Below are 24,689 nucleotides of genomic sequence, written 5' to 3'. Positions count from 1 at the left end.
CATCGGCTCGGTCCGGACCGGCGGTTCCACCCCCACGATCGGAGCATCGAGATGCAGCCGTTGGCCGGCCTCCGGGTCATCGACATGACCGCCTTCCTTGCCGCACCCACCACCCAGCGCATCCTCGGCGAGTGGGGCGCGGACGTGATCAAGGTCGAACCGCCCCGCGGCGACCCCGGTCGCACCCAGGGCACCGTCTTCGGCACGCCGTGCACCGACGACGAGAACCCCGGCTTCGACATGTCCAACATGAACAAGCGCTTCGTCACCGTCGACCTGCGCACCGAGGGCGGCCGGGAGGTGATGGACCGGCTGCTGGCGGACGCCGACGTCTTCGTCACCAGCACCCGGGTGAAGTCGCTGGTCAAGCTGGGTTACGACTTCGACACCCTGCACCGGCGGTTCCCGCGGCTGGTGATGGCGCAGGTGCTCGGCTTCGGCGCCGAGGGCCCGTTGAAGGACGCGGCGGGCTTCGACATGACCACCTACATGTCCCGCGGCGGGGTGCTGGCCACCACGGCCAACCGGGGGTCCTCCCCGATGCTGCCGCCCTCCGGCTTCGGCGACTTCCAGGTCTCCTTCGTGCTGGCCGCCGGGATCCTGGCCGCGGTGCACCAGCGCGACCGCACCGGCCAGGGCGACTACGTCACCGCCTCGCTGCTGCACTCCGGCGTCTTCATGCTGAACCAGGCGATGATCGCCGCCCAGTACGGCAACGCCTACCCCAAGGATCGCCGCGAGGTGATCAACCCGTTCAACAACACCTACTACGGCTCGGACGGCGGCCTGATGGCGCTGTGCGCACCGGAGTACGACCGGGACTTCGACCTGGTGATGCGCCTGGTCGGCCGCGAGGACGTGGCCGGCGACCCGGTGCTGGGCGTGTGCACCGCGGTGAACGAAGCCGGGCGCAACGCCGAGGTGGTCGACCTGCTGGACGCCGCCTTCGCCACCCGGCCCGCCGCGGAGTGGCTGGAGCTGTTCGGCGACCACGACGTGCCGCTGGCCAAGTGCCAGCTGCCCACCGACCTGTACGAGGACCCGCAGGCGCAGGCCAACGACGTGCTGCGCACCGTCACCTACCCCAACGGCGCCGAGCGGCTGCTGCCCACCAACCCGGTGCGGTTCGCCGGGCAGGGCGAGCCGGAGCTGCGGCTGTCCCGTCCGCAGGGCGCCGACACCGACGCCGTCCTGGCCGAACTCGGCTACTCCCCCGACCGGATCGCGGCGCTGCGGTCCGAGGGCGCCGTCGACGGCCCCACCACCCCGACCCCCGAGGAGCACTGACCGTGGCACTGATCTACACCGAGGAGCAGTCCGAACTCATCGCGATGGTGCGCGAGTTCGTCACCAAGGAGATCCAGCCGAAGATCGCCGACTGCGACCGCGCCGGCGAGTGCCCGGCCGACTTCTACGACTCGGCCTTCGAGATGGGCCTGCACATGCTGGAGATCCCGGAGGAGTTCGGCGGTGGCGGCCTGGACTTCGAGACCACCGCGATGGTGTTCGAGGAGCTCGGCAAGGTGGACGCGGGCTACGCGATCACCCTGGTGTCCACCTTCGTGGCGCTGCGCAACGTGATCCTGGCCGGCACTCCGGAGCAGGCGAAGCTGTTCGCCGACCTGGTCGCCCCCGGTGGGCTGGGCGCCTTCGTGCTCTCCGAGCCGGGTGCGGGCTCCGACGCTGCCGCGATCCGGACCACCGCGGTGCGCGACGGCGACGAGTGGGTGCTGAACGGCACCAAGACCTGGATCACCAACGGCGGCATCTCGAAGGTGTACGCGGTGCTGGCCAAGACCGACCCCGACGCCGGTCACCGCGGCATCTCCTGCTTCATCGTCGAGACCGACCGGCCCGGGGTGTCCTGGGGCCACCACGAGGACAAGTGCGGGCTGCGCACCTCCAACACCTGTGACGTGGTCTTCGACGAGGTGCGGGTGCCGGCGGACCACCTGGTCGGCGAACCGGGCGGCGGCTTCAAGATCTGCATGACCGGGCTGAACCTGTCCCGGGCGTTCATGGCCACCATCTGCGTCGGCATGATGCAGCGCGCCCTGGACGAGGCGGTGCGCTACGCCTCGGAGCGGCGGCAGTTCGGCGAGCCGATCATCCACTTCCAGCTGGTGCAGAAGCTGCTGGCCGACATGGCCGCCCAGACCGAGGCCGCCCGCTGCCTGGTGAACAACACCATGCGGCTGATGGACGCCGGTCTGCCGGTGGCCAAGGAGGGCGCGATCACCAAGATGCTGGTCACCGACATGCTGCAGGACGTGGCCTCCAAGGCGGTCCAGGTGTTCGGCGGCAACGGCTACACCAAGGAGTACCCGGTGGAGAAGATCTTCCGGGACGCCAAGGTCTTCCAGATCATGGAGGGCACCAACGAGATCCAGGCCCTGGTGATCGGCAAGGCCCTCGAGCGCGAGTACGCGGTCTGATGGACGAGGACGTCTTCGACGCGATCATCGTCGGCGGCGGGTTCGCCGGCCTGGCCGCCGCGTACCGGCTCGCCACCGCCGGGCGTTCGGTGCTGGTGATCGAGCGCGGGCCGACCTGCGGGTCCAAGAACCTGACCGGCGGGCGGATCTACTCCTACGCGCTGCGCGAGCTGCTCGGCGACCGGTGGCAGGAGGCGCCGGTGCAGCGCGAGGTCAAGCGCGAGCTGCTGGCGATGCTGACCGAGACCGACGCGGTCACGGTCGAGTCCACCCTGACCAGCTCGGCGCAGGAGTCGTACACCGTGCTGGCCACCCCGCTGCTGGAGTGGCTGGCCGCCCAGGCGGAGGAGGCCGGGGCGATGCTGATCACCGGCACCACCGTCGAGTCGCTGATCGTGCGGGACGGCCGGGTGTGCGGGGTCCGGGCCGGGGAGGACGAGCTCGAGGCCCACGTGGTGATCGACTGCGAGGGGATCAACCCGCTGCTGCTGGAACGCGCCGGGCTGATCCGCCGGCTCGACCCGCACGCGGTCGCGGTGGGCGCCAAGTTCGTCTACCGGTTCGGCTCCTCGGCCGAGGTGGACCGGATCTTCGGCGTCCGGCCCGGTGAGGGTGCGGCACTGCTCGGGATGGGCGCGGTGACGCACGGGGTGTTCGGCGGGGTGTTCTGCTACAGCAACACCGACTCGGTCTCGCTCGGGCTGGTGCTGGACTCGGCGGGCTGGAAGGCCTCCGGGCGGCCGATCGTCGAGACCGCGCAGGCGCTGCGGGAGCACCCGGCGCTGGCCCGGTACGTCGAGGGCGGCGAGCTGGTCGAGTACGGCGCGCACCTGGTCTACGAGGGCGGCTACGACACGCTGCCCGCGTTCTCCGGCGACGGGTGGCTGGTCTGCGGCGACGCGGCCGGGCTGTGCCTGAACCGGGGCTTCACGATCCGCGGGATGGACTACGCCGTGATGAGCGGGATCGCCGCCGCGGACACCCTGATCGAGGCCGGTGACGGTGCGCCCACCCGCGAGGCACTGGCCGGCTACGGCACCCGGCTGGAGCAGGGCCTGCTGCGCGACTTCCGGGCCACCCGCGGCGCGCACGACTGGATGAACGCCACCACCGACCTGTTCACCGTCTACCCGCAGCTCGCCGTCGACACGATGGCCGCGCTCTACCACCAGGGCCCCGAGCCGCTCACCCCGGTCGGCAGCACCCTGTGGCGCGCCGCCCGGCAGCTGAAGAAGCCGGTGCGGACCGCCCGCACCCTGCTGAAGGGAGTCCGGACACTGTGAGCACCGGCATCGACGCACTGCTGGCCAGCACCACCTTCGCCACCGACGAGCACCACCCGCACATCGTGATCGACCCGGTCGCCTGCCGGACCTGTCCCTCGGACCGGGCCTGCGCCACCAGCTGCCCCGCCCAGCGCTACGTCTGGGACGAGGCGGCCCAGGTGATGACCTTCGACCACGTGGGCTGTCTGGAGTGCGGCAACTGCCGCCTGGTCTGCGAGCGCCTGTTCACCGGCGCCGAGGGCTACTCCTGGAACTACCCGGCCAACGGCGCCGGGGTGGACTTCCGGCAGGGCTGATGACCTCGCTGGACGACCGCTGGCGGGCCGCTGTCGCCCAGCACCCGGACCACCCGGCGGTGGTGGACTCCCGGGGCACCCGGCTGACCTACGCCGAGGCCGACGACCGGGCCGCCCGGATCGCCACCTGGCTGCACGCCCGCGGGGTGCGGGCCGGGGACGTGGTCTCCGTCCAGCTGCCGAACTGGGCCGAGTTCACCTGTGTCAACGCGGCCTGCCTGCGGATCGGCGCGGTGGTGAACCCGGTGCTGACCGCCTACCGGGAGGCCGAGCTGCGCTGGGTGCTGGCCACCTGCCGCAGCAGGGCGCTGATCGTGCCCACCCGGTTCCGGTGTACGTCCTACCAGGGGGTCGCGCTGCGGCTGGCCGCCGAGCAGGACCACCCGGTGGCGGTCGCCGTGGTCGAGCACGAGGGCGAGCGGGCGCAGGGCGCGCCGACGCTGGACGAGCTGGCGGACATCGACCCGCTGGCCGACCCGTGGCGCACCCCCGGGCGCGGCGACGACATCGCCACCGTGCTGTTCACCTCCGGCAGCGAGGCCCGGCCCAAGGGCGCCCTGCTCTCGCACCGCAACGTGCTCTCCGGCGAGCTGGCCTTCGCCGCGGCCCTGGAACTCGGCCACGACGACCGGGTGTTCATGCCCGCCCCGCTGGGCCACGCCACCGGGTACCTGCACGGGCTGACCCTGCCGTACCTGATCGGCGGCACCAGCCTGCTGCTGGACGTGCCCTCCGGCCCGGACAGCCTGGCGATGATCCGGGCCGAGCGCGCCACCTGCGGGATGGCCGCCGCCAGCGTGGTGACCTGCCTGCTGGACGCCTGCGAGCTGGACCCCAGCACGGACGGGATGCCGGACAGCCTGCGCTTCCTGGGCTGCGGCGGGTCGCCGGTCCCCCGTGCTCTGGCCCGGCGTGCACTGGACCACGGCGTCCGGCTGCTCAGCGTCTACGGCTCCACCGAGAGCGCCCCGCACACCCTGACCACCCCGCGCGACGACCTGGAACGGGTGCTGACCACCGACGGCCGCCCGGTCGAGGGGGTGGAGATCCGGATCGTCGACCCGCAGACCCACCAGACGCTGCCGGTGGGCGAGGTCGGCGAGGAGGCCTCCCGCGGCCCGCAGGTGTTCCGCGGCTACCTGGGCGAACCGGAGCTGACCGCCGCCGTCCTGGACCAGGACGGCTGGTACTACTCCGGCGACCTGGGCCGGCTGGACGAGGACGGCTTTCTGCGGATCGTCGGCCGGCGCAAGGACGTGATCATCCGCGGCGGGGAGAACATCTCCGCCGCCGAGATCGAACAGGTGCTGCGCGAGCTGCCCGGGGTGCGGGAGGCCGCCGTGGTGGCGATGCCGGACCGGCGGCTGGGCGAGTGCGTCTGCGCCTTCCTGGTCTGTGATCCGGGCGTCGCCGCCCCGGACCTGGCCGGGCTGCGGCGCGAGTTCCTGTGCCGCGGCCTGGCGAAGTACAAGATCCCCGCCCGGGTGGAGGTGGTCGGCGCCCTGCCGCTGTCACCCGCGGGCAAGGTCCGCAAGGACGTGCTGCGTGCACGTGCCGCGGCCCTGGTGGACCCCTGCGCGCCGCCGGTCGCGGCGCGCTGACCCGAGGAAGGAAGTCGGAGATGAACATCGCAGTCCTGGTCAAGCAGGTCCCGGAGGACCCGGCCGCGGACCCGGCCACCGCGGCCCGGATCACCGACCCGGTGGGCCGGAACGCCGTGGAGGCCGCGGTGCAGCTCACCGAGGCCGCCGGTGGCACGGTCACCGTGATCACGCTCGGCCCGGCCGCCGCGACCAGCACGCTCAAGGAGTGCATCAGCGTCGGCGCGCACGCCGGGATCCGGGTGGACGACGAGGGGCTGTCCGCTGCGGACGGCCTGACCATCGCCCGGCTGCTGGCCGCCGCGGTCCGGCGTATGGACGGGGTGGATCTGGTGCTGGCCGGCGCACGTTCCTACGACGGCGGGACCCCGGTGGTCCCGGCGATGGTCGCCGAGCTGCTCGGCCTGCCCGCCGTCACCGCGGTCACCGCCCTGGACGCCGAGGACGGCGCCCTGCTGTGCACCCGGGTGGTCGACGACGGCCAGGAGCGGGTCCGGCTGCCGCTGCCCGGCCTGGTCACCGTGGACGAGCACGTCAACACCCCGCGGTACCCGTCGGTGAAGAGCAAGCTCGCCGCGAACAAGGCGCGCTTCGACGTGATCGGGCTCGCCGACCTCGGCGTGACGCCTGCGCCGCACACCGTGGTGGTCGACGTCACCGAGCCCCCGGTCCGCGAGCCCGGCACCGTGATCGCCGGGGACACCGCCCAGGACACCGCCGAGAAGCTGGTCGCCGCGCTGGTCGGCGCTGGCGTGCTGTGAGGAGACAGACGATGAGCAACGCACTGTGGGTCCTGGTCGAGACCCGGGACGCCGTCCCCACCGACGCCGCCCTGGCCCTGATCGCCGAGGCCGGCCGGACCGGCACTCCGGTCGAGGCGGTCCTGGTCGCCGCCGAGCCGGGCACCGTCGCCGAGCGCGCCGGTGCGGCCGGAGCGAGCACCGTGCACCACGTGCCCGCGGACGGCCGGGACCCGGAGCTGGTCGCCGCCGCCCTGGCCGCGCTGGTGGCCGAGGACGCCCCGGTGGCCGTGCTGGCCCCGGCGAACACGGTCGGCGCCGAGGCGCTGGGCCGGCTGGCCGCGATCCTGGACACCGGGGTGATCACCGAGGTCACCGCGGTACAGGTCGCCGACGGGGTGGTCACCGGAACGAAGAGCGGCTACGGCGGCACCCGGCTGGTGCACTGCCAGGTGAACGGCGGCCTACCGCTGCTGACCGTGCGCACCGGGGGCCTGCCCGCGCCCGCCGAGGACGGCCCGGCCGCCACGGTCACCGCGCACCCGGCACCGGAGCGCCCGGCCCGCACCACCCTGGTGGAGTTCCTGCCCACCGCCGGGGACGCCGCCGCGCTGGAGGACGCCCGGATCGTGGTCTCCGGTGGCCGGGCGATGGGCGGCCCGGAGGGCTTCGACGTGCTGCGGGAACTGGCCACCGCCCTGGGGCCGACCGCCGCGGTCGCCTCCTCCCGCCCGCCGGCGGACTCCGGCTGGGTGCCGGTGGAGCTGGAGGTCGGCATCTCGGGCAAGAAGGTCGCCCCGGACCTGTACCTGGCCTGTGGCATCTCCGGCGCCAGCCAGCACCTGGCCGGGATGTCCGGGTCGCGCACGGTGGTGGCGATCAACAAGGACCCGCAGGCGCCGATCTTCACCGTGGCGGACTTCGGGGTGGTCGGGGACCTGTTCGAGCTGGTCCCGGCGATCACCGCGGCGGTACGCGCCCGGTCCTGATCGCAGAGGAGGGCCCCCACCCCGGACCGGGGTGGGGGCCCTCGCTCATGCCGGCAGAACGCCGCGCTCGGTCAGGGTGAGCAGCACGTCCCGGCCGCCGCGGGTGGCGTCGATGATCTTGCCGCCGCCGGCCGAGTCGCCGATGTCCAGCACATCCACCCCGGTGCCGGCGAACGCCGCCGCCAGGCCCGGATAGCTGCCCCGGTCCCCGCGCATGCCCAGGCAGATGTAGGTGGCGTCGCCGGTCAGCCGCCGGGGGGTGCCCTCCGGGTCGGTCACGTCCACCCAGCCGTCGCCGACCTCGGTCAGCGTGGTGCCGGTCAGCACCTCGACCCCGTGCCGGTCCAGCATCTCGTGCATCTGCAGCGCGGTGATCACGTCCAGGTCGCCGGCCACCCGGTCCAGCCGTTCGACCAGCGTGACCCGGGCGCCCACGGCGACGCAGGCCTCCACCACGTCCAGGCCCACCGCGCCGCCACCGATCACCACCACCGGCCGCCCCGCCAGCCGGTCCAGCTCGTCCACCCCGGCGGTGGCGCCCAGGATCGAGAACACCTGCGTGCCGGGCACATCCACCCGCTCGCGCAGCCCGGGGACCGGCGGGAGCACCGGCTGGGAACCGGTGGCGTTCACCACCACGTCCGGCTGCAGCGACCGGACCAGGTCCACTGTGGCGGGGGTGTTGGTGCGGATCTCCACCCGGCTCCGGGCCGCGCGGCGCACCAGGTGGTTGAGGAAGGCAGCGATCCGGCGCTTGGCGGGCAGCCGCACCGCCTCACCGACCATCCCGCCGACCACGTCCCGGGCCTCGAGCAGGATCACCTGGCAGCCGACCTCGGCCGCGGTGCACGCGGCCTCCAGGCCACCGACCCCGCCGCCGACCACGACCACCCGGGTCGGCCGGTCCACCCGGCGGCGCAGGTAGTCCTCGTGCCCGATGATGTCCGGGTTCACCGTGCACCGGATCGGCCGGTCCAGCCGGATCCGGTTGTCCGCGCAGCCGATGTTGCAGGAGATGCAGTCCAGGATCCGGTCCGCGCAGCCGGTGGCGACCTTGCGCACCCACCACGGGTCGGCGATCAGCCCGCGGCCGAGGGCGACCAGGTCGCTGTCCCCGTCCGCGATGATCCGCTCGGCGACCCGCGGGTCGCGGATGTTGCCGGACACGATGGTCGGCGTGCCGAACTCCTCCCGGAACCGGCGGGCCATCCCGGACCGCCAGCCGTCCGGCAGGTCCATCCGGTCGATCTGGTACTGCAGGTTGCCGGACAGTGCGGCGGAGACATCGATCAGGTCCACCGCGTCGGCCAGGAATCGCATCAGCTCCACCGAGTCGTCCAGGGTGTTGCCCCCGGCGACCAGCTCGTCCGCGCTGATCCGGATCGCGACCGGGAACCGCGGGCCGACCGCCGCCCGGATCGCGTCCAGCACCTCGCGCACCAGCCGGGCCCGGTTGGCCGGGCTGCCGCCGTACTCGTCGGTGCGCCGGTTGTACAGCGGGGACAGGAACTGGCAGAGCAGATAGGAGTGCCCGGCGTGCACCTCCACCGCGTCGAAGCCGGCCTTCTTGGCGCGCAGCGCGGCGGCGGCGTACTGACCGGGCACCTCGGCGATCTGCTCGGCGGTCATCGGGGTCGGCGCGAGTCCACCGGGCTTGGACGGCACCGCGGAGGAGGACAGCGCGGGCGTGCCGGTGCGGGCCGGGTTGGCGGAGGCACCGGCGTGGTTGAGCTGCACCGCGGCCTTGGCGCCGTAGCGGTGGATCCGCTCGGTCAGTTCGTACAGCCGGGGCAGATAGCGGTCGTGGTCGATCCGCAGCTGGGTGGTGCCATTCGACCCGGCCGGGAAGGCGACGCAGATGTTCTCCACGATGATCAGGCCGGTGCCGCCCCGGGCGCGCTGCTCGTAGTAGTCGAGCTGGGTGTCGGAGACGGTGCCGTCCGGCAGGGCGAAGTTGGAGCCCATCGGCGGCATGACCACCCGGTTGCGCAGGGTCATCGTGCCCACGGTCAGCGGTGACAGCAGGTGCGGGACGTGCGGGGCCGGCTCGCGGTCCGGCAGCGGCACGGCGAGCGGTGCGGGCAGCAGCCCGGCCGCGGCGAGGTCGACGGGGGAAGAGGGCGCGACGGTCACAGGGGGTCCTCCCGGTGCGGACGGCGGTGCTAAGTACCGATCTGGTTAGTTAGTAAGATCGCGCGTCCCGCAGGCAGGTCGATGGGTCCGAGGTCCCGCGCGGTGACGTCCGTGCAGGTCAGAGTCTTGTGATTGCCGTCACGAGCGCACCAGGCGCAACACGGTGTCCTCGACCAGCTCGCGCACGTGCCGCCGGGTCTCCTCGCCGAGCATGTCCCGGCCGAACAGTTCCCGGAAGGTCGCCCGGTTCGCGGTGCGGAAGAACGCCAGCGCGCTGATCACCTGGTGCACGTCCAGGGCGGAGGGCGCATCCGGCCCGTCCCGGAACACCCCCTCGGCCCGGCCGCGGGCCAGGATGTCGTCCAGGATCAGCAGGGCGCCCTGGTTGACCTCGCGGTCCTCGTCGTCCAGGTGCCGGATCGCCTCGCCGCCGTGCAGGTTCTCGAACAGCACCAGCCGGACGAAGGACTCGTGGGTGGCGTCGTAGCACAGGGTGGAGCGCACCAGCTCGCGCAGCGCCTGCTCCGGCGGCATCTCGTTCAGCCCGAGCCCCTGCTCCTGCGCCCGGGTGCCGCGGTAGGACTCCGCCAGCGCCGCCCGGTACAGGCCCTCCTTGGAGCCGAAGTAGTAGTAGATCATCCGCTTGGTGGTGTGGATCCGCTCCGCGATCGCGTCCACCCGGGCCCCGAGCAGCCCCTTGGCGGAGAACTCCTCGATCGCCGCGCCGAGGATCTCCTGCCGGGTCCGGTCCGCGTCGCGGGTCCTCGGTGCCGACGGCTCTGCTGCCACCATGCTCATCTCTCCCTCCGGCCGATGACGGCCCCGAGCATCATGACAGGACCATCGACCCGGTTCGGGCAGCTTCGGCTCGCAACAATGAACTACCGAGTACGTCCAATACGACGAGGGAGTCCCGATGCCCGACGGAACGATCCGCGCCATCACCGGCCACACCGAGCTGCTCGGCCTGATCGCCTACCCGATCCGGCACAGCATGTCCCCGCGGATGCACAACCTGGCGCTGGCCGAGCTGGACCTCGACTACGCCTACCTGGCCTTCGAGGTGGACACCGACCAGCTCGCCGACGCGGTCACCGGGCTGCGCGCCCTGCGGGTGCGGGGCTGGAACGTCTCGATGCCGAACAAGATGGCAATCCTGCCGCTGCTGGACGACCTGTCCCCCGCCGCCCGGATGGTCGGCGCGGTGAACACCGTGGTGAACGACGACGGCCACCTGACCGGCCATGTCACCGACGGGATCGGCTACATGACCGCGCTGCGCGAGGCCGGCATCGACCCGGCCGGCCGGCGGATCACCATGATCGGCGCCGGCGGCGCGGGCACGGCCATCGCGATCCAGGCCGCCCTGGACGGCGTGGAGCGGATCGACATCTTCAACCGCCGGGACGCGGTCTGGCCGGTGGCCGAGCACACGGTGCAGACCATCGCCGAGCAGACCTCCGCCACCGCCGTGCTGCACGACCTGGACGACATCGAGGACTTCCGGGCCTGCGTCGCCGCCTCCAGCGTGCTGGCCAACGCCACCAACGTCGGCATGGGCACGCTCAAGGACCTGTCCCCGCTGCCCGACCCCGAGGTGCTGCGGCCCGACCTGTTCGTCTCGGACGTGGTCTACTCCCCGGCCCGTACCCTGTTCCTCGCACAGGCCGAGGCGGCCGGGTGCCGGACCATGAACGGCCTGGGCATGATGCTGCACCAGGGCGCCGCGGCCTTCGAGCTGTGGACCGGCACCCCGATGCCGCTGAACCAGATCCGCGCCGAGCTGTTCGGCGAACCGCAGGAGGACTGATGACCGACCTCGACGCCCGCCGCCCGGTCACCGTCCGCGGGGTCACCCTCGGCACCGGCACCCCCGCGGTGATCGTGCCGCTGACCGCCCGCACCCCCGCCGAACTGGTCGCCCAGGCCGCCCCGGTGGTCGCCGCCCGGCCCGACCTGGTCGAGTGGCGGGTGGACCACCTGCTGGCCGGCGGCTCCGACCTGGCGGCCGTGGTCGAGGCCGGCCGGGCCCTGGTCGCCGCGCTGGACGGGTTGCCGCTGCTGGCCACCATCCGCACCGGGGCCGAGGGCGGCGAGCTGCCGATGCCCGGCGAGGAGTACCTGGTGGTCTACCGGGCACTGCTGGAGGCCGGGATCGCCGACCTGGTGGACGTGGAACTCCGGCACGCCACCGCGGCGCGGGTGATCGCCGCCGCCCACGACGCCGGTGTCCCGGTGGTCGCCTCGAACCACGACTTCGACGGCACCCCGGACCGGGAGGAGATCGAGCGGCGGTTGCTGGCGATGGCCGAGCAGGGCGCCGACGTGCTCAAGATCGCCGTCATGCCGCGGTCGCCGGAGGACGTGCTGACCCTGCTGTCCGCCACCCTCGCGGTCCGCCGCCGGGTCGACCAGCCGCTGATCACGATGGCGATGGCCGGCACCGGCGTGGTGTCCCGGCTCGCCGGTGGCGTCTTCGGCTCCGCGGCGACCTTCGGCACCGTGGGAGCGGCCTCCGCCCCCGGCCAGGTCGAGGTGGACGCGCTGCGCCGGACCCTGGCGCTGGTGCACCAGGACTGAGCTGCACACACACGACGGCCCGGCACCCGCGAGGGGTGCCGGGCCGTGGCGGGTCAGCTCACTCCCACTCGATGGTGCCCGGCGGCTTGCTGGTCACGTCCAGCACCACCCGGTTCACCTCCGGCACCTCGTTGGTGATCCGGGTGGAGATCACCGAGAGCACGTCGTAGGGCAGCCGGGACCAGTCCGCGGTCATCGCGTCCTCGCTGGACACCGGGCGCAGCACGATCGGGTGGCCGTAGGTGCGGCCGTCGCCCTGCACCCCCACCGAGCGCACGTCCGCCAGCAGCACCACCGGGCACTGCCAGATCTCCCGGTCCAGCCCGGCCTTGGTCAGCTCCTCGCGGGCGATCAGGTCGGCGGCGCGCAGCACGTCCAGGCGCTCCTGGGTGACCTCGCCGATGATCCGGATGCCCAGGCCCGGGCCGGGGAACGGCTGGCGCCAGACGATGGTCTCCGGCACGCCGAGCTCCAGGCCGACCGCCCGGACCTCGTCCTTGAACAGCGCGCGCAGCGGCTCGACCAGCTCGAACTGCAGGTCGTCCGGCAGACCGCCCACGTTGTGGTGGCTCTTGATGTTGGCCGCGCCCTCGCCGCCGCCGGACTCGACCACGTCCGGGTAGAGGGTGCCCTGCACCAGGAACTTCACCTGGTCACCGTGCGCACCGGCCTCGGCGACGATCTCCCGGGCGGCGTCCTCGAACACCCGGATGAACTCGCGGCCGATGATCTTGCGCTTGGTCTCCGGGTCGGTGTGCCCGGCCAGCGCGGTCAGGAACCGCTCCCGGGCGTCCACGACCTTGAGGTTCACGCCGGTGGAGGCGACGAAGTCGGTCTCGACCTGCTCGGCCTCGCCGGAGCGCAGCAGCCCGTGGTCGACGAACACGCAGGTCAGCTGGTCGCCGATCGCCTTCTGCACCAGCGCCGCGGCCACCGAGGAGTCCACCCCGCCGGACAGGCCGCAGATCACCTTGGCGTCGCCGACCTGCTCGCGGATCCGCGCCACCTGGTCGGCGATCACGTTGCCCGGGTTCCAGTCCGGGGTCAGCCCCGCGCCCTGGTACAGGAAGTGCTCCAGGGTGCGCTGGCCCAGCGGCGAGTGCTTGACCTCCGGGTGCCACTGCACGCCGAACAGCCGCCGGCCCCGATCCTCGAAGGCCGCGACCGGCGACCCGGAGGAGGTCGCCAGCACCTCGAAGCCCTCCGGCGCCGCGTGCACCGCGTCGCCGTGGCTCATCCACACCGTCTGCTCGGCCGGGCTGTCCGCCAGCACCGTGCCGCCGGCCACCACCTCCACCGCGGTGCCGCCGTACTCGCGCTGACCGGTCTGGGCGACCTCGCCGCCGAGGGCCTTGGCCATCGCCTGGAAGCCGTAGCAGATGCCCAGCACCGGCACCCCGGCCTCGAACAGCGCCGGGTCGACGAAGGGCGCACCGTCGGCGTACACCGAGGACGGCCCGCCGGACAGGATGATCGCCGCCGGCTCCTTGGCCAGCATCTGCTCCACCGTGGCGGTGTGCGGGACGATCTCGGAGTAGACATTCGCCTCGCGGACGCGGCGGGCGATCAACTGGGCGTACTGCGCACCGAAGTCGACCACCAGCACCGGGCGGTCGGCCGAGGCGGCCTGAGGGGTGGAGTCGGTCACCCGTCCAGGGTAGTGGCCGCGGAGGACTGCGCCTCCACCCGCCGGATCCTGGCCAGCGCGTCCGCGTGCACCCGGCGCTCCAGCACGAAGGACATCACCGGCACCACACCGGCCAGCGCCATCGTGATCAGCCGGCCGGCGGTCCAGCGCATCGCGGACCAGAGCTGGGCGACGGTGACCAGGTAGAGCACGTAGATCCAGCCGTGCACGATCGCGACCCAGGTGCCCAGCACCGGCTCCGGGTGCCCGGCGGCGTCCAGGCCACCGGCGTGGAAGACGTACTTGAGCAGCATCTCCAGGCAGAGCACCAGCAGCATGGTCCCGGTGATCCACGCCATCACGCGGTAGCGGGTCAGCCGGGCGCGGGCGACGGCGACGGCACGGGCGGCAGGGTCGGCGGGGACTGCAGGGTCTGCGGGGCCCTGGGCAGCCGCCGGGGTCTGCGACATGGTGGTCCTCTCGATGCGGATGATGGCTGGCGCCGATTCTCCCCCACCGGCGCGATCCACGGATCGAAATCACGTTCCTGTGTGTCGGTTCTCACCCGTAGCGTTCTCGATCGTGCGTCCCCTTCCTGAGCCCGAACCCGGGCACCCGCCGCTCACCGGACCGTGGGCCTACCTGCGATGGCTGAGCCGCCGCCAGCTCGGCGTGCTGCTCGGCGCCACCGTGATGGCGATCATCGGCAACGTCGCCGCCGCCATGCAGCCGCTGGCCCTGGGCATCGTCGTCGACGACGGTCTCACCCACGGGCTGAGCTCCGGCCTGTGGAGCGGATGCCTGCTGCTGTTCGCCCTGGGGATGACCCAGGTCGGCACGAACGTGTGGGGCCACCGGCTGGACGTGGAGAACTGGCTGCGCGCCGCCCTCGGCTCCTCGCAGCAGATCGGCCACCACGTCACCCGGACCGGCGACGCGGTCACCGAGACGCTGCCCACCGGCGAGGTGGTCGCCACGGTGGCCTCCGACGCGCTGCGGATGGGCGAGGTCTTCCACATCCTGCCGCGGCTGATCGGCGGGATCGTCGCCTACCTCACCCTCGGCGTCGTGCTGCTGACCATCTCCACCCCGCTGGGGCTGCTGGTGCTGCTCGGGCTGCCGGTGGTGGTGGCGGTGCTCTCCCTGCTGGTCCCGCCGTTGCAACGCCGCCAGGCCGCCCAGCGTGAGGCGACCGGCCGGCTGACCACCCTGGGCGCCGACACCGTCTCCGGGCTGCGGATCCTGCGCGGCATCGGCGGCGAGGAGGTGTTCAGCGCGCGCTACCGCGAGCAGTCGCAGAAGGTGCGCGGCACCGGGGTCGCCGTGGCGCAGACCCAGTCGTTCCTGGACGCGCTGCAGACCCTGCTGCCCGGGCTGTTCCTGGCCGTGGTGGTCTGGTCGGGCGCCCGGCTGGCGATCGCCGGGGAGATCACCCCCGGCCAGCTGGTGTCGTTCTACGGCTTCGCGGCCTTCCTGACCCAGCCGCTGTGGACCGCCAGCGAGGCGATCCGGGTGATCACCCGCGCGCTGGTCGGTGCCCGCAAGATCCTGAACGTGCTGCGGGTGCCGGTGGCCGGCCACGACGACCCGGCCGTGCTCGCGCCCTCCCCCGCGGGCGACCAGGAGCTGGTCGACCAGCGCTCCGGCCTGGTGGTCCGCCCCGGGCGGCTGCTGGCCGTGGTCGGCGCCGACCCGGACGACACCGCGCGGATCGCACTGCGGCTGGGCCGGCACGCCCCCGCCCGGTCCGCCGGCGACGACCCCGCCCTGTCCGAGGTGACGTGGGGCCGCACCATGCTGCGCGAACTCGGGCTGACCGAGGTCCGCGGCCGGATCGTGGTCGCCGAGTCCACCCCGCACCTGTTCACCGGCACCCTGATCGACGAGCTGGACGTGCGCGGCGGCGCCGGGCGCGAGGACCTGCTCACCGCGCTGCGGGTAGCCGACGCCGGGGACGTGCTCGACTCGGTGCCCGGCGGGCTGGACGGCGAGGTGGAGGAGAAGGGCCGGTCGCTGTCCGGCGGTCAGCGCCAGCGGGTCGCCCTGGCCCGGGCGCTGCTCACCGACGCCGAGGTGCTGATCCTGATCGAGCCGACCAGCGCGGTGGACGCACACACCGAGGCCCGGATAGCCCAGCGCCTGGCCGAGCACCGGCGCGGGCGCACCACCGTGATCGTCTCCGCCAGCCCGCTGGTGCTGGACGCGGTGGACGAGGTCGCCCTGATCGAGGACGGCCGGGTCACCGCCACCGGCCCGCACCGCACCCTGATGTCCGGCCACGCCGCCTACCGCCGCGTGGTCTCCCGTTCCGACGACGACGAGTCCACCGAGGAGGTGACCCGCCATGCGACTGCCGGTCGCTGACGGCCCCACGCTGCGCCGCCACACCGCCGAGCTGCTGCGCCGCCACCGCCGTTCGCTGTCCTGGGTGGTCACGCTGCACGTGCTGGCGGCCACCGCCGGGCTGGCCGGTCCGTGGCTGCTCGGCCGGCTGGTGGACGCGGTGCAGGCCGGCACCACCACCGCCACCGCCGATCGCACGATCCTGGTGCTGGTGATCGCGGTGCTCGCCCAGACCGTGCTGATCCGCTACGCCCAGCGCGCGGCGATGGTGCTCGGCGAGACGGTGTTCGCCGATCTGCGCGAGCAGTTCATCGCCACCGTCACCCGGCTGCCGCTGTCCACCGTGGAGCGGGCCGGCACCGGTGACCTGGTCGCTCGCACCACCACCGACATCGACCGGGTGCAGTACACCGTGCGGTTCGGCGTGCCCCGGGTGCTGGTCACCACCGCGACCACCCTGCTGACCGTGGTCGCCGCGATCCTGACCAGCCCGCTGGTGGCGCTCGGGCTGTTCACCGGTGCGCCGCTGCTGATCGGGATCTCCCGGTGGTACCTGCGCCGGGCCACCAAGGCCTACCTGCGCGAGTCCGCCGCCTACGCCACCATCAACGGCACGCTCACCGAGTCGGTGGAGGGCGCCCGCACCGTCGACGCGCTCAGCCTGGGTGCCCGGCGGCGCCGGCGGCTGGACGCCGACCTGCGCGAGGCCTTCCAGGCCGAGTCGGCCACCCTCAATCTGCGCTCGGTGCTGTTCCCCGGGGTCGACACCTCGTTCGTCCTGCCGGTCGTGACCGTGCTGATCTGGGGCGCTTTCCTGATCTCCACCGGCCACGCCACCGTGGGAGCGGTCACCACCGTCGCGCTGTACGCGATCCAGGTGATCAACCCGATCGGCGAGCTGATCTTCTGGCTGGACGAGATCCAGGTCGGCGCGACCTCGCTGGCCCGGATCATCGGGGTGGCCGACGTCCGGCCGGACCGCGAGGAGGGCACCGACCGGCCCGACGACGAGCACGTCCGGGCCCAGGCCGTGCGCTACGCCTACCGCCCGGGCCACGACGTGCTGCACGGCGTCGACCTGGACCTGACCGACGGCGAACGCCTGGCCGTGGTCGGACCGTCCGGCGCCGGCAAGTCCACCCTCGGCCGGATGCTGGCCGGCATCCACCCGCCCACCGGCGGCAGCGTCACCGTCGGCGACGTGCCGCTGGTCGACCTGCCGCTGGACGAGCTGCGCGGGCACGTCGCCCTGGTCACCCAGGAGCACCACGTGTTCGTCGGCCCGCTGGCGGACAACCTGCGGCTGGCCGACCCGGAGGCGGACGACGCCGCCCTGGAACGCGCGCTGCGGGCGGTGGACGCCTGGGACTGGGTGCAGGCACTGCCCGAGGGTCTGGCCACCGGCGTCGGCTCCGGCGGGGTGGCGCTGACCCCGGCGCAGGCACAGCAGATCGCGCTGGCCCGGCTGGTGCTGCTCGACCCGCACACCCTGGTGCTGGACGAGGCGACCTCGCTGATCGACCCGCGGGCCGCCCGGCACCTGGAACGCTCGCTGTCCTCCGTGCTGGCCGGCCGCACCGTGGTGGCGATCGCCCACCGCCTGCACACCGCGCACGACGCGGACCGGGTGGCCGTGGTCGACGGCGGCCGGATCACCGAGATCGGCCCGCACGACGACCTGGTCGCCGCGGGCGGCGACTACGCAGCGCTCTGGGAGTCCTGGCAGCGCGAGTGACCGGCCGGCTCACGGGTTGACCGTGCAGGTGTTCGTTCCGCTGGTACCACTGGTGTAGTGCAGCGTCCAGGTGCCGGTGCGGGTCGCGGTCCAGCCACCGGTGGGCGCCGGGGGCGTCACGACCAGGGTCCAGGTGCCGTCGAACTGGGTGGTCTCGAACAGGTTCGACGTGGTGATGCCCCACTCGGCGGGCGATCCGTCGGTGTCGGGGGTGCCGACCCGGAACGTCGAGGCCCAGGACGTGAAACCGCTGGGGCTGGGTGAGACGGTCAGCGTCGCGACCGAGCTGGACCCCGCCGGCGCGGTCCAGCTCAGCCGGTGCCCCGACCCCCAGGCCGGATTCGGACAGGCGACATCCGTGACCACCCAGGTGGTGAAGGTGCCGCTGGTGACCGTGGCCTGGTCCTGCCAGTACCCGTTCGCGGGCGCCCCGGTGACCACCCCGGTGGCGGCGAGGAACCCGGCCACCACCCCGGCCAGCAGCCCGGCCAGCAGCCCGGCGAGCACGGGACGGCCACGGTGGCGGGGCGGTCGGCGGTTCACGGCGTCACCTGCGTGGCGACGACGGACAGCGCCACCGACCCGGTGGTGCCCTGGGCCGAGGCCGGCGCGGAGGCGTCGACGGTCACGGCCACGCAGACGCTGAGCATGCCGCCGGGCTCGATGACGGCCGGGGTGGCGCTCCCGCCGGTGCACCCCGAGCCCGAGACCGTCCCGCCGTAGGCCACGGTGGACACCAGGTACGGCGCGAGCGTGCCCTGCGCGCTCGGGGTGACCGTCACCTGGAACGGCGTGCTGCCGGTGTTGCCGACCGTGACCGCCGCGGAGTCGCCCATCGTCGGCCGGGCGTCGGTCAGCGTCAGCGCCGTGCCGAGCGCGACCGTCCCGCCCTGACCGGCCAGCGTGCCGTTCACGGTCATGTCGAGGCTGCCGGAGGTGAGCGCCGGTGGCGCGGGGGCGGTGCCGGTCGCGGTCCAGTACGCCCAGGCACCGCCGATCCCGAGGATCAGGCCGGCCACCACGCCCACGGCGGTGAGGGCGGCCCGGCGGCCGCGGCGCGGCGGCTGCCCGGCCGGGGCGGTCACGGTGCACCCCGTCGATGCCGGCGCGCGACCAGGAACCAGGCGCCGGTGAGCACCAGCACCCCGGCGGCGACCAGGACCCGGAGCGCGTCGGCGCCGGTGGCACCCAGCAGCCCGCCGTAGCGGACCGCCGCGCCCGCGCCGACGGCACCGTCCCCGGCCGCGACGTCCCCGACCACCGGCGCACCCGCGGGGGCCGGCACCGCACCGCCGCCCGCACCACCCACCGGCGTGCCGGGGCTCGGCGTGGGGTCGACGTCCCGGCCCGGGATGACGCTCGCGAGCACCACGCGCACCGCGAGCGGCACCGCCCGCCCCTCGCTCTCGTTGCCCGAGACCGGGTCGAACTGCACCCCGATGTCGATCCGCAGCACCGCCCCCACGGCGAAGCCGGTCGTCCGGGAGGTCGCGCCCACGGTCCAGGCGCCGCCGTCGTACCGGGTGCGCACCCGCAGGTCCTCGGCGAACTCCGCGTCCTCCGGCCCCACCAGCACCTGGGCGAAGCCACGGGCCGGTTCCCCGGACTGGTTGCGGACGTACAGCGTGGTGACCTCGTCGTCGCCGGGCACCCACACCATCGCGGGATCGAACAGGTCGGTGGTCAGGTCGGGCGACCAGGTCACGCCGTCCCGGCTGAGTCCGACCTCCTCGCCCGGATTCGCGGCGCTCGCCGAGGGCGCGAGCAGCAGCACCACCGCGAGCGCGGCGAGGACCGAGGCGCCGGCGCGGGCCCTCACGTCGCCACCCCCGGGGCCGGCATCGGGCGTCCGCGCTCGCGCCGGGCCTGCACCACCTGCCAGGCGCCGTAGCCGAGCAGCACCGCCGCGAGCACCGTCGCGACCGCCTGCCGCTCGGACCCGGTCAGCAGCGCGGAGACCCGGCCGAGGTACGGCACGGCGTACCAGCGCTCGCCGCGCACCTGCACCGCCCGCACCGGCCGCAGGTCGGCGACGGTGTTCGCATCCCCGCGGGTGGTGAACACGCGCTCGCCGCCGACCCGGGTGCCGATCGCCTCCACCCGGTGCGTGACGACCTGTTCTTCCCCCGACCGGAGCTGGTAGGTGATCACGTCGCCGACCGCCACGTCCTCGGCGGCGACCGGCCGCACCACCACCAATGACCCGCTCGGCATCCCCGGCGCCATCGAGTCGGTCAGCACGACATACGGCGTCGCACCGGCGATCCGCGGCACCAGGACGCCCGCGAGCAGCGCCAGCCCGGCCACGCCGACCAGCATCGTCGACCCGGCCAGCCGGACGAACCGCAGCACCCCCCGCATCCGACCGGTGGGCCCGCCGATCACGGCCCCGCGACGCAGGCCGGGGTCGCCGACGGGCCGCAGTGGGCCTGCTGCACCGTGACCGTGAGGTCGTCGAGCGTGGCGGTGCTGACCTGCGTCGTGTTGTCCGCCGCCGTGCCGTAGGGGAAGTCGACGGTCACCACGGCCGACAGGTCCTCCGCCGTGCCCGGGTCCAGCGCCACCGGCTGGTCCAGGGTGCCGGCGGGGTCGACGGCGAGGGTCGTCCCGGCCAGGGTGACCTCGGACACCGAGGTCGTGAGCGCGGCCGGCAGCGCGCCCGCCCCGGTGAAGGCACTGTCGCTGACCACCACGGCGGCAACCCCGACGTGGTCGCCGGTGCCGGTCACCTCGAAGGTGCAGGTGGTCTCGACCGTGTCGCCGGGAACGATCTCGGTGACCGCCCCGCCGCCCTCGGCCGCCGTGTAGGCCCAGGCCGCACAGGTGCCCGGATCGACGGTCAGTGAGCCGGAGGACAGATCGGTGCCGGCGGCGGTGCCGTCATCCGTCCAGTACGCCAGGGTGCCCGCGCCGCCGAGCAGGAGCACCGCGGCGCCCCCGATCGCGACAGCCGCCTTCGTCATGCGTTCCATCGTCAGTCTCCCGGTCCGTGGACGGGTGGTGCCATGGGTCGCGCGCGTTCTTCGCCAGTGTGCGCGTCGATGTGTCCGATGTCATGCGGTGCGGGGAGGCGGTGTCCGGGCCGGATCAGCGCGGGGCGTGCCAGACGGCGGTGTAGCGCCAGGGATCAGGGGGCGGGCTCCGGTGCGGCCGGGTCGTCCTCCGCGGCGAGCTCGGCGAACGGGTCGGTGCCGGAAGACCGCAGCATCTCGTCCCGGACCAGCCGGATCCACAGGAACACCGCGAAGCCGCCGAACACCCACCACTGCGCGGCGTAGCCCAGGTTCTGGATGTTCAGCCCGGTGCCGGAGCGGGTCGGCGGGCCGAGCAGCTCCAGGCCGGGGTCTTGCGCGGGATCGGACTCGGACAGCACGGCGTAGCCGGTCCAGATCGGCCCGCCCCAGACGCCGAGCAGTTCGGCGGAGGAGATCGAGTCGGTGGTCCCGGCGGGCAGGGCGTCCGGCGCCTGGCCGGAGTCCTCGGAGGCCTGCAGGTACCCGGTGACCGTGACCTCGCCCTCGGGCACGGCCAGCACCGGCGAGTCGGGGTCGTCGACCCAGCCGCGGACCACCGGCAGCACGGCGCCGGAGTCGGTGCGCAGCGGGGTGAGCACCAGCCAGCCGGTCTCGCCGTGCAGCACCCGGTCGGCGACCAGCAGCTGCCCGTCGGCCTCGTACTGCCCGGTGGCGATCACCCGGCGGCCGACCAGTGCGCCGTCGAAGCTGCTCTGCGGGGCGAGCACGTCGTCGATCGGCACCGGCGGGGCGGCCTCGGTCTCCTCCAGGGCGGCCTGCTGGGCGGCGGCGCCGCGGATCTCGGCGCGGTCGAGCTGCCAGATCCCGAGCCGGGCACAGACCGCGGCGGCGGCCAGGAACAGGATCAGCAGGCCGATCATCCGCGGCGTGCGGGCGACCTGCCAGAGCGTGCGCCGGGGCGCGGCGGCCGGGTCGCGCGGCGGCGCGGCGGGGCGGTCGTCGGTTCGCGGCTGGGGCACCACCTCACGGTACCCGCCGCGCCGGGAAGTGCGATCAGCGTCCGGCGACCCCGCAGGTCACACGCTCGTTCACCCGGTCGGGTGCAGGCCCAGGTCAGATGCGGTTTGATGGCGATGGATCGCCCTCAGGCGGTTGGGGCCGGCCTGGGTCGGACGTCCCGGCTCGTGGCGCAACTCGCCACGAAGCTGAAGATGCCCGGCACGAGGGTCCCGCCGGGCCCGCACGATCAGTGCATCGCACCACACACGGGGAGAGAGCATGAGCACGACGACGCCGCAGCTCGCCACCTGGCGGACCGGCTCCGGCCAGCCCGTCTCGGACGAGACGCTCCGACGCATCGACGCCTGGTGGCGCACGGCGAACTACCTGTCGGTCGGCCAGATCTATCTGCTGGCGAACCCGCTGCTGCGGGAACCGCTGACCAAGGATCACGTCAAGCCGCGGCTGCTGGGCCACTGGGGCACCACGCCGGGCCTGAACTTCCTGTACGCCCACCTGAACCGGGTGATCGCCGAGCGCGAGCAGTCCACGCTGTACCTGACCGGTCCGGGTCACGGCGGTCCGGGCCTGGTGGCGTCGGCCTATCTGGACGGCACCTACTCCGAGGTCTACTCCGACATCACCCACGACACCGAGGGCGTGCGCCGGCTGTTCCGGCAGTTCTCCTTCCCGGGCGGCATCCCGAGCCACGTGGCCCCCGAGACGCCGGGGTCGATCCACGAGGGCGGTGAGCTGGGCTACGCGCTGTCGCACGCCTACGGCGCCGCCTTCGACAACCCGGACCTGCTGGTCGCCGCGGTGGTCGGTGACGGCGAGGCGGAGACCGGCCCGCTGGCCACCTCCTGGCACTCGAACAAGTTCATCGACCCGGCCAAGGACGGTGTCGTGCTGCCGATCCTGCACCTGAACGGGTACAAGATCGCCAACCCGACCGTGCTGGCGCGCATCCCCGAGGACGAGCTGCTCGACCTGATGCGCGGCTACGGCCACAACCCGCATCTGTTCGTCGGCGGCTTCGACGGCGAGGACCACCTCGAGGTGCACACCCGGTTCGCCAAGCTCCTGGACGAGGTGCTGGACGAGATCGCGGAGATCAAGGCGCGGGCGGCGGCGGGCGACGAGTCCCGTCCGGCCTGGCCGATGATCATCTTCAAGACCCCGAAGGGCTGGACCTGCCCGCCGGTGATCGACGGCAAGCAGGTCGAGGCGTCCTGGCGCTCGCACCAGGTGCCGCTGGCCTCGGCCCGGGACACCGACGAGCACCTGCACGTGCTGGAGGGCTGGCTGCAGTCCTACCGGCCGGAGGAGCTGTTCGACGAGAACGGCGCCGTCAAGGAGGAGATCACCGCCCTGGCGCCCCCCGGACAGCTGCGGATGAGCGACAACCCGCACGCCAACGGCGGTCTGCTGCTCAAGGACCTGCGGCTGCCGGACTTCCGGGACTTCGCGGTCGACGTGCCGGTGCCGGGCGGGTCGATCTCCGAGGCGACCCGGGTGCTGGGCCAGTACCTGACCGAGGTGATCCGCCGGAACCCGGACAACTTCCGGATCTTCGGCCCGGACGAGACCGCGTCCAACCGGCTGCAGGCGGTGTTCGACGTCACCGACAAGCAGTGGAACGCGGAGTACCTGCCCACCGACATCGACGATCACCTGGCGCGGTTCGGCCGGGTGGTGGAGATGCTGTCCGAGCACCAGTGCCAGGGCTGGCTGGAGGGCTACCTGCTCACCGGGCGGCACGGGCTGATCACCTCCTACGAGGCGTTCATCCACATCGTCGACTCGATGTTCAACCAGCACGCCAAGTGGCTGAAGGTCACCAACCACATCCCGTGGCGCCGGCCGATCGCCAGCCTGAACTACCTGCTGTCCAGCCACGTCTGGCGCCAGGACCACAACGGCTTCAGCCACCAGGACCCCGGCTTCATCGACCACGTGGTGAACAAGAAAGCCGAGATCGTCCGGGTGTACCTGCCGCCGGACGCGAACACCCTGCTGTCCACCTACCACCACTGCCTGAAGTCCCGGCAGTACGTGAACGTGGTGGTCTCCGGCAAGCAGCCGGCGCCGAACTTCCTCACGATGGACGAGGCGGTGGCGCACTGCACCCGGGGCCTGGGCATCTGGGATTGGGCGGGCACCGAGGTGGACGGCGAGGACCCGGACGTGGTGCTCGGCTGCGCCGGTGACGTCCCGACGCTGGAGGTGCTGGCCGCGGCCGACATCCTGCGCCGGGAGCTGCCGGGGCTGAAGGTCCGCGTGGTCAACGTGGTGGACCTGATGCGGTTGCAGGACGAGCGGGAGCACCCGCACGGCCTGTCCGACCGGGAGTTCAACACCCTGTTCACCACGGACAAGCCGATCGTGTTCGCCTACCACGGCTACCCGTGGCTGATCCACCGCCTGACCTACCGCCGCAAGGGGCACAAGAACCTGCACGTGCGCGGGTACAAGGAGGAGGGCACCACGACCACGCCCTTCGACATGGTGATGCTGAACGACCTGGACCGGTTCCACCTGGTGATCGACGTGATCGACCAGGTGCCGTCGCTCGGGTCGAAGTACGCCGGGCTGCGCCAGCAGATGGTGGACGCCCGGCTGCGGGCCCGGGAGTACACCCGGGCGCACGGCGAGGACCTGCCGGAGGTGCGCAACTGGGTCTGGCCGGATGCCGGCGAGACCGGCACCGAGGTCGGTGGCCCGCAGCAGAACACCGCGGACACCGGCGGTGACAACGAGTGATCCCGAGGCGATGGCCCGCACCACCCGGTGCGGGCCATCGCCCGTTTTCCGGGACCAAGGTCACACGGTGCCGCCCCTCGGAGGGGTGACTGTGCCGGGGAGGTGACCACCGCCACCACTCAGGGCATCGCGGCGGGCACCGGCAGTCCGGCAGAATTCATCCCATCATCTATCCAACCGGGGCGAC

22 protein-coding genes are annotated in these 24,689 nt (G+C 73.1%); 12 read left to right on the top strand and 10 right to left on the bottom strand.

Annotation, left to right across the window (positions count from 1 at the left end; genetic code table 11):
• Positions 1-51 precede the first annotated feature (51 nt).
• Genes HGA03_RS13445 through HGA03_RS13415 form a run of 7 tightly spaced genes read left to right on the top strand, consistent with a single transcriptional unit; the run spans position 52 to position 7,347 of the window.
• Positions 52-1,287, top strand: a complete 1,236-nt coding sequence (locus tag HGA03_RS13445; RefSeq protein ID WP_168630793.1) for a CaiB/BaiF CoA transferase family protein — start codon at positions 52-54, stop codon at positions 1,285-1,287.
• Between the two features lie 2 nt (positions 1,288-1,289).
• Positions 1,290-2,435 (top strand): acyl-CoA dehydrogenase family protein, encoded by a 1,146-nt coding sequence (locus HGA03_RS13440; protein WP_168630792.1) that lies wholly within the window; start codon positions 1,290-1,292, stop codon positions 2,433-2,435.
• Positions 2,435-3,718: an FAD-dependent oxidoreductase gene (locus HGA03_RS13435; protein WP_168630791.1), complete on the top strand. Its 1,284-nt coding sequence runs from the start codon at positions 2,435-2,437 to the stop codon at positions 3,716-3,718. The genes HGA03_RS13440 and HGA03_RS13435 overlap by 1 nt, the downstream gene beginning before the upstream one ends.
• Positions 3,715-4,017 (top strand): ferredoxin family protein, encoded by a 303-nt coding sequence (locus HGA03_RS13430; RefSeq protein ID WP_203767681.1) that lies wholly within the window; start codon positions 3,715-3,717, stop codon positions 4,015-4,017. Before HGA03_RS13435 ends, HGA03_RS13430 begins: the two co-directional genes overlap by 4 nt.
• Positions 4,017-5,618 (top strand): AMP-binding protein, encoded by a 1,602-nt coding sequence (locus HGA03_RS13425; protein WP_168630790.1) that lies wholly within the window; start codon positions 4,017-4,019, stop codon positions 5,616-5,618. The genes HGA03_RS13430 and HGA03_RS13425 overlap by 1 nt, the downstream gene beginning before the upstream one ends.
• Positions 5,619-5,638: 20 nt before the next feature.
• Positions 5,639-6,379: an electron transfer flavoprotein subunit beta/FixA family protein gene (locus HGA03_RS13420; protein ID WP_168630789.1), complete on the top strand. Its 741-nt coding sequence runs from the start codon at positions 5,639-5,641 to the stop codon at positions 6,377-6,379.
• Positions 6,380-6,390: 11 nt separating this feature from the next.
• Positions 6,391-7,347, top strand: a complete 957-nt coding sequence (locus tag HGA03_RS13415; RefSeq protein ID WP_168630788.1) for an electron transfer flavoprotein subunit alpha/FixB family protein — start codon at positions 6,391-6,393, stop codon at positions 7,345-7,347.
• Between the two features lie 45 nt (positions 7,348-7,392).
• On the opposite strand, the gene HGA03_RS13410 is transcribed toward HGA03_RS13415, so the two are convergent.
• Both HGA03_RS13410 and HGA03_RS13405 read right to left on the bottom strand, forming a co-directional pair.
• A complete protein-coding gene (locus tag HGA03_RS13410) occupies positions 7,393-9,480 on the bottom strand; it encodes an oxidoreductase (RefSeq protein WP_203767683.1) in 2,088 nt (695 codons plus the stop codon).
• 138 nt (positions 9,481-9,618) lie between these two features.
• Positions 9,619-10,272 (bottom strand): TetR/AcrR family transcriptional regulator, encoded by a 654-nt coding sequence (locus HGA03_RS13405; protein ID WP_168630787.1) that lies wholly within the window; start codon positions 10,270-10,272, stop codon positions 9,619-9,621.
• A 124-nt stretch (positions 10,273-10,396) separates the two neighbouring features.
• Between HGA03_RS13405 and HGA03_RS13400 the strand changes: the two genes are divergently transcribed.
• A complete protein-coding gene (locus HGA03_RS13400) occupies positions 10,397-11,290 on the top strand; it encodes a shikimate dehydrogenase (protein WP_168630786.1) in 894 nt (297 codons plus the stop codon).
• The gene (gene aroD, locus HGA03_RS13395; protein ID WP_168630785.1) at positions 11,290-12,060 is read left to right on the top strand and encodes a type I 3-dehydroquinate dehydratase; all 771 of its coding nucleotides are present in this window, start codon (positions 11,290-11,292) and stop codon (positions 12,058-12,060) included. The genes HGA03_RS13400 and aroD overlap by 1 nt, the downstream gene beginning before the upstream one ends.
• Positions 12,061-12,118: 58 nt before the next feature.
• Here the strand turns inward: aroD and guaA are convergent, their stop codons facing one another.
• On the bottom strand, positions 12,119-13,708 hold the full coding sequence (gene guaA, locus HGA03_RS13390; RefSeq protein WP_168630784.1) for a glutamine-hydrolyzing GMP synthase: 1,590 nt from the start codon (positions 13,706-13,708) through the stop codon (positions 12,119-12,121).
• The gene (locus HGA03_RS13385) at positions 13,705-14,157 is read right to left on the bottom strand and encodes a DUF3817 domain-containing protein (protein ID WP_168630783.1); all 453 of its coding nucleotides are present in this window, start codon (positions 14,155-14,157) and stop codon (positions 13,705-13,707) included. The genes guaA and HGA03_RS13385 overlap by 4 nt, the downstream gene beginning before the upstream one ends.
• A gap of 112 nt (positions 14,158-14,269) precedes the next feature.
• Here HGA03_RS13385 and HGA03_RS13380 point away from each other — a divergent pair, with 112 nt between their 5' ends.
• Positions 14,270-16,051: an ABC transporter ATP-binding protein gene (locus tag HGA03_RS13380; protein ID WP_239073722.1), complete on the top strand. Its 1,782-nt coding sequence runs from the start codon at positions 14,270-14,272 to the stop codon at positions 16,049-16,051.
• Positions 16,032-17,765, top strand: coding sequence for an ABC transporter ATP-binding protein (locus HGA03_RS13375; RefSeq protein WP_168630782.1), 1,734 nt, complete (start codon positions 16,032-16,034; stop codon positions 17,763-17,765). Before HGA03_RS13380 ends, HGA03_RS13375 begins: the two co-directional genes overlap by 20 nt.
• 9 nt (positions 17,766-17,774) lie before the next feature.
• Here the strand turns inward: HGA03_RS13375 and HGA03_RS13370 are convergent, their stop codons facing one another.
• The 6 genes from HGA03_RS13370 to HGA03_RS13345 all read right to left on the bottom strand — a co-directional run bounded on the left by HGA03_RS13370 (position 17,775) and on the right by HGA03_RS13345 (position 21,759).
• Entirely contained in the window at positions 17,775-18,308 is a 534-nt protein-coding gene (locus HGA03_RS13370) for a hypothetical protein (protein WP_168630781.1), read from the bottom strand.
• Complete coding sequence (locus HGA03_RS13365; protein ID WP_168630780.1) at positions 18,305-18,850, bottom strand: SipW-dependent-type signal peptide-containing protein; 546 nt, start codon at positions 18,848-18,850, stop codon at positions 18,305-18,307. Before HGA03_RS13365 ends, HGA03_RS13370 begins: the two co-directional genes overlap by 4 nt.
• Positions 18,847-19,584 (bottom strand): hypothetical protein, encoded by a 738-nt coding sequence (locus HGA03_RS13360; protein ID WP_168630779.1) that lies wholly within the window; start codon positions 19,582-19,584, stop codon positions 18,847-18,849. Before HGA03_RS13360 ends, HGA03_RS13365 begins: the two co-directional genes overlap by 4 nt.
• A complete protein-coding gene (locus HGA03_RS13355; protein WP_373307714.1) occupies positions 19,581-20,117 on the bottom strand; it encodes a signal peptidase I in 537 nt (178 codons plus the stop codon). Before HGA03_RS13355 ends, HGA03_RS13360 begins: the two co-directional genes overlap by 4 nt.
• A 29-nt stretch (positions 20,118-20,146) precedes the next feature.
• The gene (locus HGA03_RS13350) at positions 20,147-20,728 is read right to left on the bottom strand and encodes an alternate-type signal peptide domain-containing protein (protein ID WP_168630777.1); all 582 of its coding nucleotides are present in this window, start codon (positions 20,726-20,728) and stop codon (positions 20,147-20,149) included.
• 164 nt (positions 20,729-20,892) lie between these two features.
• Positions 20,893-21,759, bottom strand: coding sequence for an SURF1 family protein (locus HGA03_RS13345; RefSeq protein WP_239073723.1), 867 nt, complete (start codon positions 21,757-21,759; stop codon positions 20,893-20,895).
• A gap of 259 nt (positions 21,760-22,018) precedes the next feature.
• Here HGA03_RS13345 and HGA03_RS13340 point away from each other — a divergent pair, with 259 nt between their 5' ends.
• Positions 22,019-24,502, top strand: coding sequence for a phosphoketolase family protein (locus tag HGA03_RS13340; protein WP_168630776.1), 2,484 nt, complete (start codon positions 22,019-22,021; stop codon positions 24,500-24,502).
• Positions 24,503-24,689 lie beyond the last annotated feature (187 nt).

It is taken from the genome of Cellulomonas denverensis (assembly GCF_012396125.1).
GTDB classification, from domain to species: domain Bacteria; phylum Actinomycetota; class Actinomycetes; order Actinomycetales; family Cellulomonadaceae; genus Cellulomonas; species Cellulomonas denverensis.
This window is presented reverse-complemented; position numbering and strand designations above follow the sequence as displayed.